Here is a 15,996-nt window from a genome sequence, read left to right as displayed (position 1 = left end):
GACGTCATCGCCCCGGCAGGGATGCTTTGGTATCATGCGCCCCTTCCAGAAACACTCATTCACCCGTTAACTCCCTGAAATGTTGGACAAGCTCAATCCCGCGCAGCGCGAAGCGGTGACCTATCTCGACGGCCCCTTGCTGGTGCTGGCCGGCGCGGGCAGCGGCAAGACGCGCGTCATCACCCAGAAGATCGTCCATCTGGTGCAGCAGTGCGGCTATGCGCCGCGCAACATCGCCGCGATCACCTTTACCAACAAGGCGGCCAGCGAGATGCGCGAGCGCGTCGGCGCGCTGCTGCAGGGCAAGGATGCGAGGGGGCTGGTGGTGAGCACCTTCCACTCGCTGGGCATGAACATCCTGCGCAAGGAGGCTGCGCTGCTGGGCTACAAGCCGCAGTTCTCGATCTTCGATTCCGGCGATACCTGGAAGATCATCGGCGAGCTGGCCAATTCCGGCGACAAGCAGGAAATCCGCGACATCCAGACACAGATTTCCAACTGGAAGTCGGCCTTCATCGCGCCGCAGCAGGCCGCGCAGGTCGCGGAGAACGACGAAGCCAGGATCCATGCGCGGATTTATGCGCGCTACCAGGAGACGCTGCGCGCCTATCAGGCGGTGGATTTCGACGACCTGATCCATTTGCCGGTGGTGCTGTTCAAGGAGCACCCCGAGGCGCTGTTCCGCTGGCAGAACCGGCTGCACTACCTGCTGATCGACGAATACCAGGACACCAACGATTGCCAGTACCAGTTGACCCGGCTGCTGGCGGGGCACCGCGCCGCGTTCACCGCGGTGGGCGACGACGACCAGGCGATCTACGCGTGGCGCGGCGCGAGCATCGAGAACCTGCACAACCTGCGCAACGACTACGCGAAGCTGCGCGTCATCAAGCTGGAGCAGAACTACCGCTCCTCGCAGCGCATCCTCAAGGTGGCGAACCACCTCATCAACCACAACACCAAGGTGTTCGAGAAGAACCTGTGGAGCGATCACGGCATCGGCGATCCGGTGCGCGTCTACGCGGCGCGCGACGACGAGCATGAGGCCGAGAGCGTGGTGATGAAGCTGATGGCGCACAAGTTCGAGCACCGCACGCGCTTTGCCGACTACGCGATCCTGTACCGCAGCAACCACCTGTCACGCGCCTTCGAGGAGCAACTGCGCGCGCAGCACGCGCCTTATACGGTGAGCGGCGGCCAGTCGTTCTTCGAGCGCGCCGAGATCAAGGACATCACTTCGTATTTGCGGCTGATCGCCAATCCGGACGACGATCCCGCCTTTATCCGCGCGATCACCACGCCGAAGCGCGGCATCGGCAACACCACGCTGGAAAAGCTCGGGGCACACGCCGGGGCGCGCCAGGTCAGCCTGTTCGAGGCGGCTTTCGAGGTCGAGATGGAGCAGCAACTGCCGCCGCGCCAGCACGAAGACCTGCTGATTTTCTGCAACTTCATCAACCGCCTCCAGGAGCGCGCCGACAAGGACCCGTGCGGCGAACTGCTCGACGAGCTGCTGCGCGCGATCGACTACGAGGCCTGGCTGTACGACAGCCACGAGCCACGCCAGGCGCAGACCCGATGGGAGAACGTGCAGGAATTCATCGGCTGGCTCAAGCGCAGGGCCGAGGCCGACGAAAAGTCGCTGATCGACATGGTGCAGACCATCGCGCTGATCAACATGCTGGAGGGCAAGGATGAGGAGCCGGATGCGGTGACGCTCTCCACGCTGCACGCCGCCAAGGGGCTGGAGTTCCCGCATGTGTTCATCGTTGGCGCGGAGGAGGACATCCTGCCGTTTCGCGACAGCGACGAGAAACAGATCGAGGAGGAGCGCCGCCTGATGTATGTCGGCATCACGCGCGCGGAGCGCAGCCTGCAGATCAGCTACTGCAACCGCCGCAAGCGCGGCAAGGACTGGGCGGCCTGCGAGCCGAGCCGCTTCCTGGAGGAGATGCCGCAAGGGGAGCTGGTCTATGCGGGAGGCCACAAGGAAGCCGCGCCGACCGTCAGCAAGGGCGAGGGCATGGACAAGCTGGCGCGGCTGAAGGCGATGCTGAACAAGGAGCCGGGCTAATCAGGGAAGTTCTTGATTGCCCCGGTTGCCCAACGCAACGTGAGGCGCTTCAATCCCACAGGCCTTGTCGTTGCAGCAATTTGCCATTGCCTATTCCCTTTAGCTATTCGATTAGAAATTGATTTCCACACGAGCCCCTGCGATCCATACGTTCTGCCGCGCGGGATTCATATTCGGATGGAGGACATATTGCACCGTTGGCTGAACCGCAAGCCAAGGATTAACCTGTATACGGTAGGTCGCTTCGGTGCTTGTTTCGCTGCTCAGGCTGTTATTCAGCCGTTGAAATGTTGGGCTGGCATGACTGACGGTAACGCCAATGGCTGCGATGTCGTCGTCGCGTCCGGCAATCAGGCCGTGATAACGCAGACCTATGCTGCCGGTCCAGTCCGACTGATGAATGTCCTTGCTGGCGACACCGTAACGCACAAAGCCTGCCAATCCTTGTTCCGGATGATCCTTTTCGTTCATCAGCGTGCGCTCCGCCAGGAAATAAGCTCCTTGACTTGGATGAAGTATGGGGTTGAGAGGGTCAAGGTCGCTAAAACGAGAGGAGTAGCGCCAATAGCCAATAGCCGTCTTGTTGAAATACTCGCCTTCTTCCGACGGGGCAGGTTGCGGCGTGAGCCCAAGTTCTACAATGGAAAGCGTCCCATCGCCCTTGTTCAACTGGATATGCGTGCCGCGCGGGTTGTTGGGGTCGCCCGGCACTCCATCCGTCAGCGCGTATTGAGCGTAGAAGCCTTTATCCTGCGAGGTGTATTTTAAACGGAGCGCCAATGCTCCCACAGGGAAGATAGGCGGAGCATTCATGCCAGACTGCCCCAAATCATTCGCCATGCCATAAGGGGTCTGGGTAAACACAGCGGAGGTATCGTTGACGTAGAACTCGGAATCTATCGCATACAGGCCGAACAGTACGGACAGGCTTTCATCATAGAAACCCTTTTGAATCCAGGCCTGAAAAAACTGTGCCGTGTTATTCGCCTCGATGTTGTCCACGATAACGAAACTATCGACATAATCCCGGTTAAATTTGCTACCGAGTTGGCTGTGATATTGGACGTAAGCAGTAGTGGATTTCCATCCCAACAGCTTTTCCAGGTCCATCTTGACCCTGGCTTCTGTGTTGCCCATCCATACCGTGCCCCGCTTGATCCCGCCGGATAGATTGGAAAGAACATCGCTCTTGTGGGTAAAGCCTAGCTCAATTCCTTTGTTATAAAGGTTGGAGCGCACGCCCCCCCAATCACCGGTAAGCGTCTCCGTATTCCAGTCTGGCCCCTTCTCTTCTGCGGCCACAACAGAACCGATGCAACCAATGGCTATAGCCAAGGTAAAAACATATTGAAGAATCATTCCCCCCCCCCTTTTTTATTATCACAGCGACACTGTCCGTCTGTTGAAAGCTAGCCACTACACAGAACAACATCCTCTAGCCAAAGTCGCACAATTCCTTCCCAAAAATGCACGACTTGGCTGACAAGACAACCTACCCTTAAACGTTACCTAAATCGAACCGGGAACGAGCCCCCGGCCTGATCGGCACACACTCCCGCTGGCTTGGTGTTGAATTTCCATACCAAGCGGCACGAGACTTCATGTCCATCTGCGGATCTGGCAATCGTCTCAATGGAGTAAACCACATGTTCGGTATCGAGACCGGAAAAGATTCGATCCCAGTGCTTCGGATTGACGCCATAGTAGCGCTTGCGCAGTTCCGCCAGATTGGTCTGTCGATCGACGGCAAAGCCGCGAGCCTCATAACGGCGATCCGGCGCTTCCAGCACAAGGAGATTGCCTTCCCCACGATCATGCACCAATTCGCCACCAACAAACGGTGCACTGCCTTGTTTGTCCAACGGGTGAGTTGGGCTGGCGCAACCTGTAAACATCAAGATTGCCAGTATGCTCAAGTAATATTTGCTCATGGTAATTCCTTTCATTAAAAAGTTGAAGCTGCTTGATTTATATCAAGCGCTCGAAAAGCAACACAGCCGGTGATTTCCTCATGCCGCAAGTTCATCTGATTCATAACGCCCCCTGTTTTTCAACCGTAGTCACCTGATAGATGCCGCGCCCGGTCAGACCGCAGTCGGCGGCTCGCAACGCCTGCAAGACATCGTCCACATCCTCGTCCTTGAGCAGAATGTCCACACGAACGTACGGCGTATAGCCGATCACGCGGTCGCGCGCGGAAAGCGCCGGGTCATATTCATCCTGAGGGCTGTGCCCCTCGACCTGGATGAAGGTAAATCCGGTTACCTGCTCAAGGCTGTGCAGCGTATCCGCAAGCGCACGCTGAATATCGGCATGCACGATCAACGTAAGATTTTTCATAGGGGGCTCCTTTGGGGATTCCTGATGCGCAGCTCGGCACGTGTCTCGATCCAGGCGTAGAGTGTGGGCAACAGCACCAGCGTAAGCAGCGTGGAGGTGAATAGCCCGCCGATCACCACCACGGCCAGTGGCCGCTGTAGCTCGGAGCCGGGGCCGGTGGCGAGCAGCATCGGCACGAGGCCGAGGCTGGCAATGAGCGCCGTCATCAGCACCGGCCGCAGTCGGCGCTCCGCACCTTCCTGCACCGCTTGCAGCACCGTGCGTCCAGTTTCGCGCAACTGATTGATATAGGCCACCATCACTACACCGTTGAGCACCGCCACGCCAAACAGCGTGATGAAGCCCACCGATGCCGGCACCGATAGATAAAGCCCGGAGAGGTAGAGACTCACCACCCCGCCGATCAGGGCGAACGGGATATTCAGGATAATCAAACCCGCTTGGCGAACTGACCGGAAGGTCGAAAACAGCATGAAGAAAATCAGCGCAATCGATACCGGCACGACCACCGCCAGGCGTTGCGCCGCGCGCTGCTGGTTCTCGAACTGACCGCCGTAGTCGATGTGGTAGCCTTCGGGCAGTTTTACCTCACGTTCGATGGCGGCCTTCAGTTCCTCGACGAAGCCTACGACATCGCGCCCCTCGACGTTGGTGCGCACGGCGACCAGCCGCCGCGCCGATTCGCGCTGGATCAGCACCGGGCCGTCAACTTCGCTCACCTTGGCGACTTCTCCGAGCGGCACCAGCGCGCCACCCGCGGTCTTGATGAGGAGTTCCTTGATTGCTGCGGACGAGGCGCGCGCGGCTTCCGGGTAGCGCACCAGCACGCCGAAGCGACGGCTACCTTCGATGATCTCGGTCACCACCTTGCCGCCGACCGCGGATTCGACCACGGCGTTCACATCCTCGTTGTTGAGACCGTAACGTGCGAGTTTTGCCGAGTCGATGGCGACCGTGAGGTAACCTTGCCCGGAAAGGCGCGCACGGAATATGTCGCTCGCGCCTCGGGTGCGCTGGACGATTGCCTCGATCTTGCCGGACAATTCCTCAAGCACGGCGAAATCTTCGCCGAAGAGCTTGATGGCGACATCGGCACGTACCCCGGACAGCATTTCGGAGACGCGCATGTCGATCGGCTGGCTGAAACCCGCCTCGACGCCCAGCGCCTCGAAGGGTTCGAGTTTCTCGCGCAGCTTCTCCTGGAAGGCTTCGAGCCCGTAGCCCCAATCCTCGCGCGGCTTGGTCTGCAGGAAGCAGTCGGTCTGGTAGAAACCCATCGGGTCGAGCCGCAATTCGTCGGCCCCGCTACGGCAGATCATGCCGGTGACCTCGGGAATTTCCAGGATCGCCTTCTGGATCGGCTTGTCCAGCGCGAGCGAAGCCTCGAGCGATATGTCCGAGGATTTTTCCAGGTTCACCACCGTTTTTCCCTCGTCCATCGCCGGCATGAACTCCTTGCCGATAAGGGGGAACAACGACCCAGCCGCTACGAGCAGCAAAATCGCCCCGAGCACGGCGGACTTGCGATATTCAAGCGCCCAGCGCATCACCGGCAGGTACACGCGCTTGATCGCCGCCAGCATGCGATCTTCGCCATGCGCGCCGGAGCGCATGAGGAAACTCGCCAGCACCGGGATTACGCTGAGCGACAGCAGTAACGACCCCATCAGCGCGAACACGATGGTCAGCGCCAGCGGTCCGAACATGCGGCCTTCAAGTCCGGTAAGCGAGAACAGCGGCAGGAACACGATGACGATGATCAGGATGCCGGACAGCACCGGGGTGGAAACCTCGGCCGCGGCGCGATAGACCAGATGCAAGCGGCTCACCCCCTTGGGTGCATGCGCGAGTTGGGCGTGGATGTTCTCCACCACCACCACGGCAGCATCCACCAGGATGCCGATGGCGATGGCAAGCCCTCCGAGCGACATCAGGTTGGCGCTGACGCCGAACAGGTTCATCAGGATGAAGGTGGACAGCACCGTCAAAGGCAGGATCAGCGCCACGGTGAGCGCCGCACGCAGATTGCCGAGCAGCACGATCAGCACCAGGATCACCAGTATTACCGCCTCGCCGAGCGCCTTCTCCACCGTGAGCACGGCAGCGTTGATGAGGTCGGTGCGGTCATAGTATGGTTCGATGGTGACGCCCTTCGGGAGCGTGGGCGTAAGGCGTGCGAGTTCCTGCTTGACGGCCTCTGCCACGGTGCGGCTGTTGGCGCCGACGCGCAGCAGCGCGAGGCCGGTTACGATCTCGCCTTCGCTGTCCGCCGTGACACCGCCGTAACGCACCAGCGATCCCTCCGCGACCTGTGCGACATCGCCGATGCGCAACGGCACGCCGCCGCGCGTCACCACGGTGATGCGGCGGATGTCGTCTGCATCCCTGAGCTGCCCGACAGTGCGCACCAGCAGCATCTTGTCCTCGCGGTTGACGCGGTCGCCGCCGGCATTGCGGTTGTTGCGCCCGATAGCGCGCTCCAGATCGTCGATGGCCAAACCCTGAGCGGCGAGTTTGCCCGGGTCTGGGCGCACCTCGAAGGCGCGCACCAGGCCGCCCATCGAGTTCACGTCGGCCACTCCGTCCACGGCGCGCAGCTGTGGGCGGATCACCCAGTCCTGGATGCTGCGCAGTTCGCTGCTCGAATAGCCTTCGCCCCTGACGCGGTACATGTAGATGTCGCTCAAGGGGGTGGCTATCGGCGCGAGCACCACTTCGGCGTCCTGGGGCAGCGCGCCCTTGGCCTGGTTCAGGCGCTCCGCGACCTGCTGGCGCGCCCAATAGATGTCGGTGCCGTCCTCGAAATCGATGACGATGTTGGATATTGCGTACTTGGTGGTCGAACGTAGGAGTTTCAGGCGCGGGATGCCCTGCATCTCCATCTCGATCGGGAAGGCAATGCGCGATTCAACCTCGGTCGGCGCAAGACCCGGCGCCTTGACGAGCACCTGTACTTGCGGCGGCGAAATGTCGGGGAAGGCGTCGATGGGCAGCGTGCGGAACGCCCACAGGCCGCCGGCAACCACCGCGACGGCGATGATCAGCATCATCAGGCGCTGGATCAGCGCGAATCGGATGAGCGCGGCGATCATGGCTGAACCTCCTGCCCGCCGACGATGGACAATCCGGCAGCAAGCCGCAGATCGACCGAGGCCAGCGCGCATGCCTGCAACAACTCCTGATAACGGGCACGGGCATCGAAGTAGGCGTTGTTCGCGTCCACCAGCGCAAGGACGTTGGACTCGCCTGCGGCAAAACTGCGGCGCGTAAGTTCAAAGATTTTGCGTGCGGGTTCAATCAGGTTCGCGTTCACCTGCTCGGTCTGGTTCTGCAGGCGGAGCAGTTGCGCGTATGCCTGCTCCAGACGCGTCCTGGCGTCCCGAACCAGCGCCTCGTAACGCGCACGGCTTGCCTCGGCCTCGGCCCTGGCCTTGCCTTCCAAAGCGCGATTCCGGTTCAGGATCGGAATCTCCATGCCGACGCCTATTCCCGTTACGTTGATCGTTGCGCCGTTGTTGAAATCCCGGTCACGGAACAGTTTCAATACGGGATCCGGATAACGCTGCGATTCGGCCACTTCGATTCCCTCCCTCGCTGCCTCCGTCTCATGGCGCGCCGCCTCGATGGCGGGATGGCGATCGAGTTCATGAGCGAAGGCTTCGAACGAAGCTGGACGAGCTGGAAGAGTCAGCAGAGTGGTCTCGGCAGCGGCTCCGTCCGCAAGGCCAAGCAGATTCTTGAACCCGATGCGGGCATTCTCATAGTCGCGCTCGGCCAGGATGGCTCCCTGACGGGCATCCTCGCGCATGATTGCGAGCCGCCCCAGTTCAAGCGGCGACAGATAGCGTTTCAGGCGATCTCCATAGGCTGTTATCTGGCCTGCTGCGAAATTATTGGTAAATTCCAGGCGCTCTTTGGCTAGTTGGCGTTTCGCTGCGGCAAACTGCACCGCATGAAAGACGTTGGCCGCTTCATGTTCCAGCAACAGAGACTGGGCCTGGCGGTTAGCTCGCGCTGCCGAAAGGCCTGACTCGGCTGCGGCACGTTGACGTGAAATTCGCCGGAACGGAAGCGGCTGGGAGAGTGCCAACTGTGCGAGACCTGTTCCTCCTTGTCCGCTCAATTGCCCGATTCTGTTATCAGCACGCAGGTCGATGCTTGGATTTGGCCAAGCTCCCGCCTGGGTCAATTCCTCCTGGCGCATATCTACTGCGGCGTCGGACTGCCGGCGCTCCGGCGCCACTTCCAGCACGCGACGGGTTGCCGATTCAAGCGTCCAGACTTTGGTATTTCTTGCTGGCTCCGACAAGGTGTCAGCCTTAATGGAATCAACAGGTGCCGTGGCGATGGTTGTTTGTGCAATAACGGGGATGGAATACAGTGCCGCCATTCCCAGCGGCAATAACAATCTAAGCATCGGATTCTCCAGACGCAACTACGTTTGAATTTGGCGAGGCCTAGTGTCGCTGATTGCGAAAAAACGATACTGGAAGAACCTCGCCGGATCAGGCGAGAGTTGCTCTGGGTGGGTGCTCGATGAGATGTGGTGGTGCCGAGACGAAAGTACCGGCTGGAGTTGTAAACCGGAGGCTGTATCCTGACAGCGGCATTACGCTAACGATACCCGGCAGAATGGAGGAGAAGCTAGGGTGTGCATGGTCGTGGTTGTGCGTCTTGCCTGCATCATCTGCACCGGGCGGCGGTGTGTCGTGGTCATCGCCATGTTCGTGGTTATGGTGTCCGATATGTGAAGCATGCCCCTGCTTCTGTTCCAAAGCATCACAAATGCCTACTGATGCTGCATAGGCGGCATTCAGCGAGAGCACGATAGTAAGAAGAAACAGAAGGCAAGTACGCATGGCGGCGGACTATACCACTAATAGTGACGCATTGTTGCGGTTGTCAGCGTCTGCCATTGCAGCATTGAAATGCTGCTTAGTACCCCAGCGCCCGCGCACCCTGGTAGAACGCGAAGCTTGCCAGCCAGGCGAGGGCCAGCGACCAGCCGATGGAGAACAGGGTGAAGCCCATGTTCTTGGATTCGCTGCGCAGCGTGGCGATGGCCGAGATGCACGGCATGTAGATCAGGGTGAACAGCATGAAGCTGTAGGCCTGCACCCAGTCCAGTTGCTGCCCCAGCACGTTGCTCAGCGCTGTGCCGCTCAGGCCGTAGATCACCGCGAGCGCACCGATGACGATTTCCTTGGCGACGAAGCCGAAGAGCAGCGCGATGGTGAGCTGTTCGTTGATGCCGATCGGTGCGAAGATAGGTTGCAGGAAGCCGCCGATCATGCCGGCCAGCGTGTCGCTGCTGGCGGGCGCGGCGGACGGCGGCAGGTGGGTTAGCAGCCAGATCAGCACGACGCCGGCGATGATGAACTTGGTGGCGCGGCGCAGGAAGTGCTGGATTTCCAGCCAGCCGCGCATGACGATCTGGTAGGCAGTGGGGAATCGGTACGGTGGCAGTTCCAGCACGAACGGTTCGCTGCTCTGGAACTTGCTCTTGAACAGCAGTGCGGTGAGGATCGCGGCGACGAAGCTGAACAGGTACAAGCTGAACAAGACGATCGGCGCGTTCCTGGGTGAGAACAGCGCGGCGGTGATGAACGCGAACACCTGCAGGCGCGCCGAGCACAGCGAGAACGGAATCACCAGCATGGTGAGCAGGCGCATCGCGCGCGAGCGCATCACGCGGGTGCCCATCAGCGCGGGCACGTTGCAGCCGAAGCCCATCAGCAGCATGACGAAGCCGCGCCCGTCCAGCCCGAGGCGCGCCATCAGCGCATCCATCAGGAATGCGGCGCGCGACAGGTAGCCGCTGTCTTCCACCATCGCCATGAACAGGAAGAACAGCACGATGACCGGCACGAAGGCGGCGACGGTGGCGACGCCGTTGTAGATGCCATCGAGCAGCAGCCCTTGCACGGCTTGCGGCAGCCCGCCCAGCAGCGGTGCGAGCGCGGCCTCGCGCAGCCAGGTGAACAGCGCGGCGACGCCGTTTTGCAGCGGCTGTCCGAGCAGGAAGATACCCTGAAACAGCAGGTACATGATGGCGAAGAAGATCGGCAGCCCCAGCCACGGGTGCAGCATCACGCGGTCGAGTTTCTCGGTGAGGTTTTCCGGCAGTTGCGCCGGGATTTGTACGGCATGCTTGAGCACGCGCGCCATTTCCGCTTCGATATGCACGTCCTGCTCGAGCTTGCTGCGCAGTTGTTCGGCCATGCCGGGCGTGGGATAGCGCAGCGCCTTGGTGATCGCCTGCAGGGCTTCCGGGTAGCCGTTGCCGTATTTGCCGCTGAGCAGGAACACTGGCACGCCCAGCAGATCGGACATTTTTCGGCCGTCGATGGTGATGCCGTATTTTTTGGCTTCGTCCGCCATGTTGAGCAGCACCACCATGTTCATGTTGAGCTGCTTGAGCTGCAGCAGCAGGCTCATCTGGCGCTCGATCTGCGTGGCGTTGAGGATGACCAGCGCGAGATCCGGCACGTTGTCGTGCAGGAAGTGGCGCACCACCTGCTCGTCGTCCGAGAAGCCGTGCAGGTCGTAGATGCCGGGCAGGTCGATGACTTCCACCATGTCGCTGCCCAGCAGGATCTTGCCGCTGAGCAGTTCGACGGTGATGCCCGGCCAGTTGCCGACGCGCGCCGCGCCCCCGGTCAGGCGGTTGAATAGGGTGGACTTGCCGGTGTTGGGCATGCCGAGCAACGCGACGCGCTTCATACCTTGCACACCGTGATCTTGGCGGCCTCGCTGCGCCGCAGCAGGATGTCGGTGGTGCCGATGCGCACCTGCAGGGGGCCGGAGAAGCTGGCCTTGCGGATCAGCTCGATCTGGTTGCCGCTGCGGAAGCCCAGCGCGAGCAGGCGCTGATGCAGGGCTTCTTCGGCGTGGATCGCGACGATGGTCGCGGACTCGCCGGGGTGCAGGGTGGCCAGGGTGGTCGAAGGCATGGCAAAGGGTAAATTCAACAGTGGCGCCATTATTCCACAGGGGCGCATCTTTTGTCGCGCCGCCCTTTGGCGCGTTGCCGTATTGCGGTAGAATGCAGCACTTTATTTTGGTGGCAGGAAAAATGATCAAGGGCAGTATCGTTGCAATCGTCACGCCGATGCACGAGGACGGCAGCCTCGACTTGGTGGCATTCCGGGCATTGATTGATTTTCACATCGCGCAGGGGACGGACGGCATCGTGGTGGTCGGTACCACCGGCGAATCGCCCACCGTGGACGTGGCGGAACATGAGCTGCTGATCGCCGAGGCGGTGAAGCACGCGGCCGGGCGCATTCCAGTCATCGCCGGAACCGGGGCGAACTCGACCCGGGAGGCGATCGAGCTGGCGGCGTTCGCGAAAAAGGCCGGCGCGGAGGCGTCGCTGACGGTGGTGCCCTATTACAACAAGCCGACCCAGGAAGGTCTGTACCAGCACTTCAGGACCATCGCCGAGGCGGTGGATATGCCGCACATCCTGTACAACGTGCCGGGACGCACTGTGGCGGACATGAGCAACGACACCGTGCTGCGCCTGGCGCAGATTTCCAATATCGTCGGCATCAAGGACGCGACCGGCAACATCGAGCGCGGCAGCGACCTGCTGCAGCGCGCGCCGGAAGGCTTTGCGGTATACAGCGGCGACGACGCCAGCACGCTGGCCTTGATGCTGCTCGGCGCGCACGGCACGATTTCGGTGACGGCGAACATCGCGCCGGGGCTGATGCACGAGATGTGTGCGGCGGCCCTGAACGGCGAGGTTGCGAGGGCGCGCGAAATCAATTTCCGCTTGCTCGGCTTGCACCGCAACTTGTTCGTCGAGGCTAATCCGATCCCGGTGAAGTGGGCGGTGGCGCGCATGGGCAAGATGAAAAATGCGTTGCGCCTGCCGCTCACGCCCCTGTCGCAATCTGCGCACGGGGCGGTCGAGGTGGCGATGCGCCAGGCCGGCGCACTCAATTAATTGGCTGTATAGCAGGAGAGAAACAATGAAAGTTTGGCAGATCGGGATTTTCTGTGTGGCGCTGGTTTCGCTGGCGGGTTGCAAGTCGCTTGGCCTGGGCGGCAAGCGTGTCGATTACGGTACCGAGGCTGGCCAGGTTCCGGCGCTCGAAGTGCCGCCTGACCTGACTACGCCCCCTAGCGATGAACGCTTCAAGGTGCCGCAGGGCGAAGATGAAGGGGTGGCGACTTATTCCCAGTACCGCAAGGGTGGTGCAGCCCAAGCCGGCGATACCAAGGAAGCGTCAGCGAGCGAAACCAGGGCAGCCAGCGTGACGGCAACAAGCAGCAAAACGACGATCAATGCCTCCGGACCGGCAGGATCGGCCAGCCTGGAGGAGATTTTCGACGGCAGCAAGATTATCGTGGTTAACGATACGTTCGACCGCTCTTGGCGCAGGGCAGGGCTGGCTATCGAGCGCGCCGGGCTGGCGGTGGAAGACAAGGATCGTGCCAGGGGCATCTACTTCCTGCGCCCGGCCAAGGTGGAGCGCGACTGGCTGGATAAGCTGCAGTTCTGGAAGAGCGGCGAAAACAACAATACGCGTTATCGCGTGAACGTCAAGGATGGCGGTGCGGCATGCGAAGTGTCCGTTACCGATCAGGACGGCGCGAGCGATGATGCGGCCAAGCAGATGGTTGAGGCGATTTACAAGAATATCAATCAGTAGTTGCCGGCAGCCTGCTTCATGAAGTTCGCCTCTCTGGGCAGCGGCAGCGAAGGCAATGCACTGCTGGTTGCTGCCGGCCGGACGCTGGTGCTGATGGACTGCGGCTTCGGCTTGCAGGACACGGTTTCGCGGCTGGCGCGGCTGGGAGTATCCGCTGATCAACTGAGCGGCATTGCCGTCACGCATGAGCATGGCGACCACATTGGCGGTGTGGCACGGCTGGCGCGAAAATTCAACCTGCCGGTCTGGCTTACCCACGGCACCTTGCGCAGCCAGGCAGTAGATTTTTCCGATATTACCTGTCTCCATGAAATCGATCCCCACCAAGCATTTGCAATCGGTGAGATCCAAATTACCCCCTACCCGGTTCCGCACGATGCAGTCGAGCCGGTACAGTTTGTTTTCAGCGATGGCGCACGGCGGCTTGGCGTACTGACCGATGCCGGCTGCAGCACGGCATATATCGAACAGACCCTGAGTGGTTGCCATGCGCTGGTGCTGGAATGCAATCATGACAGCGGCATGCTGAGGGACGGCGATTATCCATACAGTCTCAAGCAGCGCGTGGGCGGGCGCTTCGGACATCTGAACAACCGGGATGCTGCCGGTATTCTGGGCCGGCTGGATGCGAGCCGTCTGCAGCATCTGGTTGCCGCGCACCTGAGCCGCAAAAACAACACTGCAGGGCTCGCGGTGCAGGCGTTGAGTGGCGCGTTGAACTGCGAAGCGAGCTGGGTGGAAGTGGCGACGCAGGAAGAGGGGTTCGGCTGGCGCGAAATTATCTGAGCAGGGTGAGGAAAATAAAAAAGCCGGCTTGCGCCGGCTTTTTGTACTGCTTGAGAAGCGCGATGCTTAGTGCTTTGCAGCAGGTGCAGCAGCAGGTGCAGGTGCTGCTGCAGGTGCTGCTGCAGCAGGAGCGGCAGCAGCAGCCGGAGCAGCTTCAGCAGCGGGAGCTGCAGCTGCAGCAGGTGCGGAAGCGGCTTCAGCAGCAGGAGCCGGTGCGGGAGCAGCGGCAGGAGCCGGTGCGGCAGCAGGAGCTTCAGCAGGTTTTCCACCACAAGCGGTCAAGGCAAGAGCCAGCAGAGCAGCAACGAGAGCAGAGAGTTTCATTATTAATTTCCTTGGGAGATTGAAGTTAAAAAGCACAAAATTTTTTACCTGATTTTGAAGCTCCCGAAATCGAAACGGGAATACCCCCAAATCGAAGGCGGCGTATTCTAGCTCTTGCATACAGGAAAACAAGGGGGGGCGGCAACTATTTTTTACAGCCCGAGCCTTGAAGTGGCTGCTGCCGGGTGTGAAGCCCCCCACATTTCCATGAAACGGGATTTCAGGATGCGCGCATTTTCCGGGTCGTGCTGCGCCAGGATGCCGCGCGGGTCGTCGAAGTGGAAACGGCGCACATAATGGGCGTCATCCGCAACCGAAAAGGATTCGGTGACCTGATGAAGCCTGTCAGGCGTTTGATGGATGAACATGCTGCTGCCGAACCGGTGCAGCAGCATCATCATGCGTGGACACAGGGTGGACAGGTAGCGGGTATCGTGCACCAGCACGAACAGCCGGTTGGCGGGGCTTGCGAGCAGGAAACTGCGCAGCGTCTCGTAACGCACTTCGGTGTTGAATCCCAGGCCGTCGAAGTTCTTGTCAAACAGACACAGATCGCGGCGCGCCAGCTTGCACAGCGTATCCAGTGCGGCAGTGTAGTCCACGATGCCGTCCAGTCTGGTGTGTTGCAGCGTGCCGTCACTCATGATTTGCTCCTGAAATCCAGAGGGGGAAAATATTAGCTGCCCAAGTATCGCCGGTAAAGCATTTCATCCGATCGGGCATGCAGCACAATTTTTAATGGGTAGGATTATAGTTGTCCCATGCCGGATATGGCGGCACAAAAATTTTTATAATGCAGCCGAAATGTGTTTAAAATGCCGCATAGGGGGAAACATCTATGCAGACTGTTCATCTCACTACCGGAATGGAAGCACCGCATTTCGAATTGCCGGATGCGGACATGGAAACTTTTGTGCTTACCTCGCAGCGGGGCAAAAAAAATGTCGTGCTGTATTTTTACCCCAAGGACAATACACCGGGCTGTTCCATGGAAGCCAACGAGTTCAGCGAACTCGATGACGATTTCGTCAAGCTGGATACCCTCGTGGTCGGCATCAGCCGCGATGATTGCCTGAGCCATGCGTCGTTTCGCGACAAATACGGGCTGTCGGTACTGCTGCTCTCCGACCCCGAGGCGCGTGTCTGCAAGCGCTATGGCGTGATGGTTGAAAAGGAAGTGGACGGGCACAAAAAGCATGCCGTCCAACGATCCACTTTTGTGATTGACAAGCAGGGCATGTTGCGCCATGTGATGTATGGCGTTCATGCACATGGACACGCGCAGGAAGTCTTTAAACTGATAAAGGAACTGAAATGAAAATTGCCAAAGATACCGTTGTTTCGCTGCGCTACGAATTGTTCGACTCCACGGGCGAACTGCTGGAAAAGGTCGAGGATCCGGTCAGCTATCTGCATGGCGGCTATGACGGTATTTTTCCACTGGTCGAAGAGGCCTTGCACGGCAAGGATGTCGGCGACCAATGCAACGTGACCCTGCAGCCCGACGATGCTTTCGGCGAATATGACCACGAGCTGGTCGAGGTGGAGGCGCGCAATGCATTTCCCGAGGATGTCAAGGTTGGCATGCAGTTCGAGGGCGGCCCCGATAATTCCGAAGATGAGGATTATCTGCTCTACACCGTGGTGGATGTGACCGACGACGAAGTGACGGTGGACGGCAACCATCCGCTGGCCGGCAAGACGCTGTCCTTCAATTGCACCGTGACCGGCGTGCGCCCGGCTACCTCAGAGGAGCTGGCGCATGGGCATGTGCACGATGAAGGTGGCCATATTCACTAGTGTTTTACT

The 15,996-nt window shown here is 60.1% G+C and carries 15 protein-coding genes; 7 read left to right on the top strand and 8 right to left on the bottom strand.

Annotation, left to right across the window (positions count from 1 at the left end; translation table 11 throughout):
* Positions 1 to 79 precede the first annotated feature (79 nt).
* Complete coding sequence (locus ACRRNM_RS03660) at positions 80 to 2,074, top strand: UvrD-helicase domain-containing protein (protein ID WP_435626882.1); 1,995 nt, start codon at positions 80 to 82, stop codon at positions 2,072 to 2,074.
* 111 nt (positions 2,075 to 2,185) lie between these two features.
* On the opposite strand, the gene ACRRNM_RS03655 is transcribed toward ACRRNM_RS03660, so the two are convergent.
* From ACRRNM_RS03655 to ACRRNM_RS03625, 7 genes are all read right to left on the bottom strand, one after another.
* Complete coding sequence (locus ACRRNM_RS03655) at positions 2,186 to 3,433, bottom strand: carbohydrate porin (protein ID WP_435626881.1); 1,248 nt, start codon at positions 3,431 to 3,433, stop codon at positions 2,186 to 2,188.
* Between the two features lie 146 nt (positions 3,434 to 3,579).
* A complete protein-coding gene (locus ACRRNM_RS03650; protein WP_435626880.1) occupies positions 3,580 to 4,005 on the bottom strand; it encodes a hypothetical protein in 426 nt (141 codons plus the stop codon).
* A 100-nt stretch (positions 4,006 to 4,105) separates the two neighbouring features.
* A complete protein-coding gene (locus tag ACRRNM_RS03645; protein WP_435626879.1) occupies positions 4,106 to 4,414 on the bottom strand; it encodes a DUF3240 family protein in 309 nt (102 codons plus the stop codon).
* Positions 4,411 to 7,506, bottom strand: coding sequence for an efflux RND transporter permease subunit (locus ACRRNM_RS03640; protein WP_435626878.1), 3,096 nt, complete (start codon positions 7,504 to 7,506; stop codon positions 4,411 to 4,413). Before ACRRNM_RS03640 ends, ACRRNM_RS03645 begins: the two co-directional genes overlap by 4 nt.
* A complete protein-coding gene (locus tag ACRRNM_RS03635) occupies positions 7,503 to 8,831 on the bottom strand; it encodes a TolC family protein (protein ID WP_435626877.1) in 1,329 nt (442 codons plus the stop codon). Before ACRRNM_RS03635 ends, ACRRNM_RS03640 begins: the two co-directional genes overlap by 4 nt.
* 518 nt (positions 8,832 to 9,349) lie before the next feature.
* The gene (gene feoB / locus ACRRNM_RS03630) at positions 9,350 to 11,137 is read right to left on the bottom strand and encodes a ferrous iron transport protein B (protein WP_435626876.1); all 1,788 of its coding nucleotides are present in this window, start codon (positions 11,135 to 11,137) and stop codon (positions 9,350 to 9,352) included.
* Positions 11,134 to 11,397: a FeoA family protein gene (locus tag ACRRNM_RS03625; protein ID WP_435626875.1), complete on the bottom strand. Its 264-nt coding sequence runs from the start codon at positions 11,395 to 11,397 to the stop codon at positions 11,134 to 11,136. The genes feoB and ACRRNM_RS03625 overlap by 4 nt, the downstream gene beginning before the upstream one ends.
* Before the next feature lie 92 nt (positions 11,398 to 11,489).
* Here ACRRNM_RS03625 and dapA point away from each other — a divergent pair, with 92 nt between their 5' ends.
* The 4 genes from dapA (at position 11,490) to ACRRNM_RS03605 (ending at position 14,210) form a co-directional block, all read left to right on the top strand.
* A complete protein-coding gene (dapA, locus tag ACRRNM_RS03620) occupies positions 11,490 to 12,368 on the top strand; it encodes a 4-hydroxy-tetrahydrodipicolinate synthase (RefSeq protein ID WP_435626874.1) in 879 nt (292 codons plus the stop codon).
* A 25-nt stretch (positions 12,369 to 12,393) separates the two neighbouring features.
* Positions 12,394 to 13,077 (top strand): outer membrane protein assembly factor BamC, encoded by a 684-nt coding sequence (bamC, locus tag ACRRNM_RS03615; protein ID WP_435626873.1) that lies wholly within the window; start codon positions 12,394 to 12,396, stop codon positions 13,075 to 13,077.
* An 18-nt stretch (positions 13,078 to 13,095) separates the two neighbouring features.
* The gene (locus ACRRNM_RS03610) at positions 13,096 to 13,863 is read left to right on the top strand and encodes an MBL fold metallo-hydrolase (protein WP_435626872.1); all 768 of its coding nucleotides are present in this window, start codon (positions 13,096 to 13,098) and stop codon (positions 13,861 to 13,863) included.
* Between the two features lie 62 nt (positions 13,864 to 13,925).
* Entirely contained in the window at positions 13,926 to 14,210 is a 285-nt protein-coding gene (locus ACRRNM_RS03605; protein ID WP_435626871.1) for a hypothetical protein, read from the top strand.
* Between the two features lie 129 nt (positions 14,211 to 14,339).
* Here ACRRNM_RS03605 and ACRRNM_RS03600 read toward each other — a convergent pair whose 3' ends face one another.
* Positions 14,340 to 14,831, bottom strand: coding sequence for a hypothetical protein (locus ACRRNM_RS03600; protein ID WP_435626870.1), 492 nt, complete (start codon positions 14,829 to 14,831; stop codon positions 14,340 to 14,342).
* 194 nt (positions 14,832 to 15,025) lie between these two features.
* Between ACRRNM_RS03600 and ACRRNM_RS03595 the strand changes: the two genes are divergently transcribed.
* Both ACRRNM_RS03595 and ACRRNM_RS03590 read left to right on the top strand, forming a co-directional pair.
* Positions 15,026 to 15,505: a peroxiredoxin gene (locus ACRRNM_RS03595; protein WP_435626869.1), complete on the top strand. Its 480-nt coding sequence runs from the start codon at positions 15,026 to 15,028 to the stop codon at positions 15,503 to 15,505.
* Complete coding sequence (locus ACRRNM_RS03590; RefSeq protein WP_435626868.1) at positions 15,502 to 15,987, top strand: FKBP-type peptidyl-prolyl cis-trans isomerase; 486 nt, start codon at positions 15,502 to 15,504, stop codon at positions 15,985 to 15,987. The genes ACRRNM_RS03595 and ACRRNM_RS03590 overlap by 4 nt, the downstream gene beginning before the upstream one ends.
* Positions 15,988 to 15,996 lie beyond the last annotated feature (9 nt).

It is taken from the genome of Ferrigenium straubiae (assembly GCF_051257895.1).
GTDB classification, from domain to species: domain Bacteria; phylum Pseudomonadota; class Gammaproteobacteria; order Burkholderiales; family Gallionellaceae; genus Gallionella; species Gallionella straubiae.
This window is presented reverse-complemented; position numbering and strand designations above follow the sequence as displayed.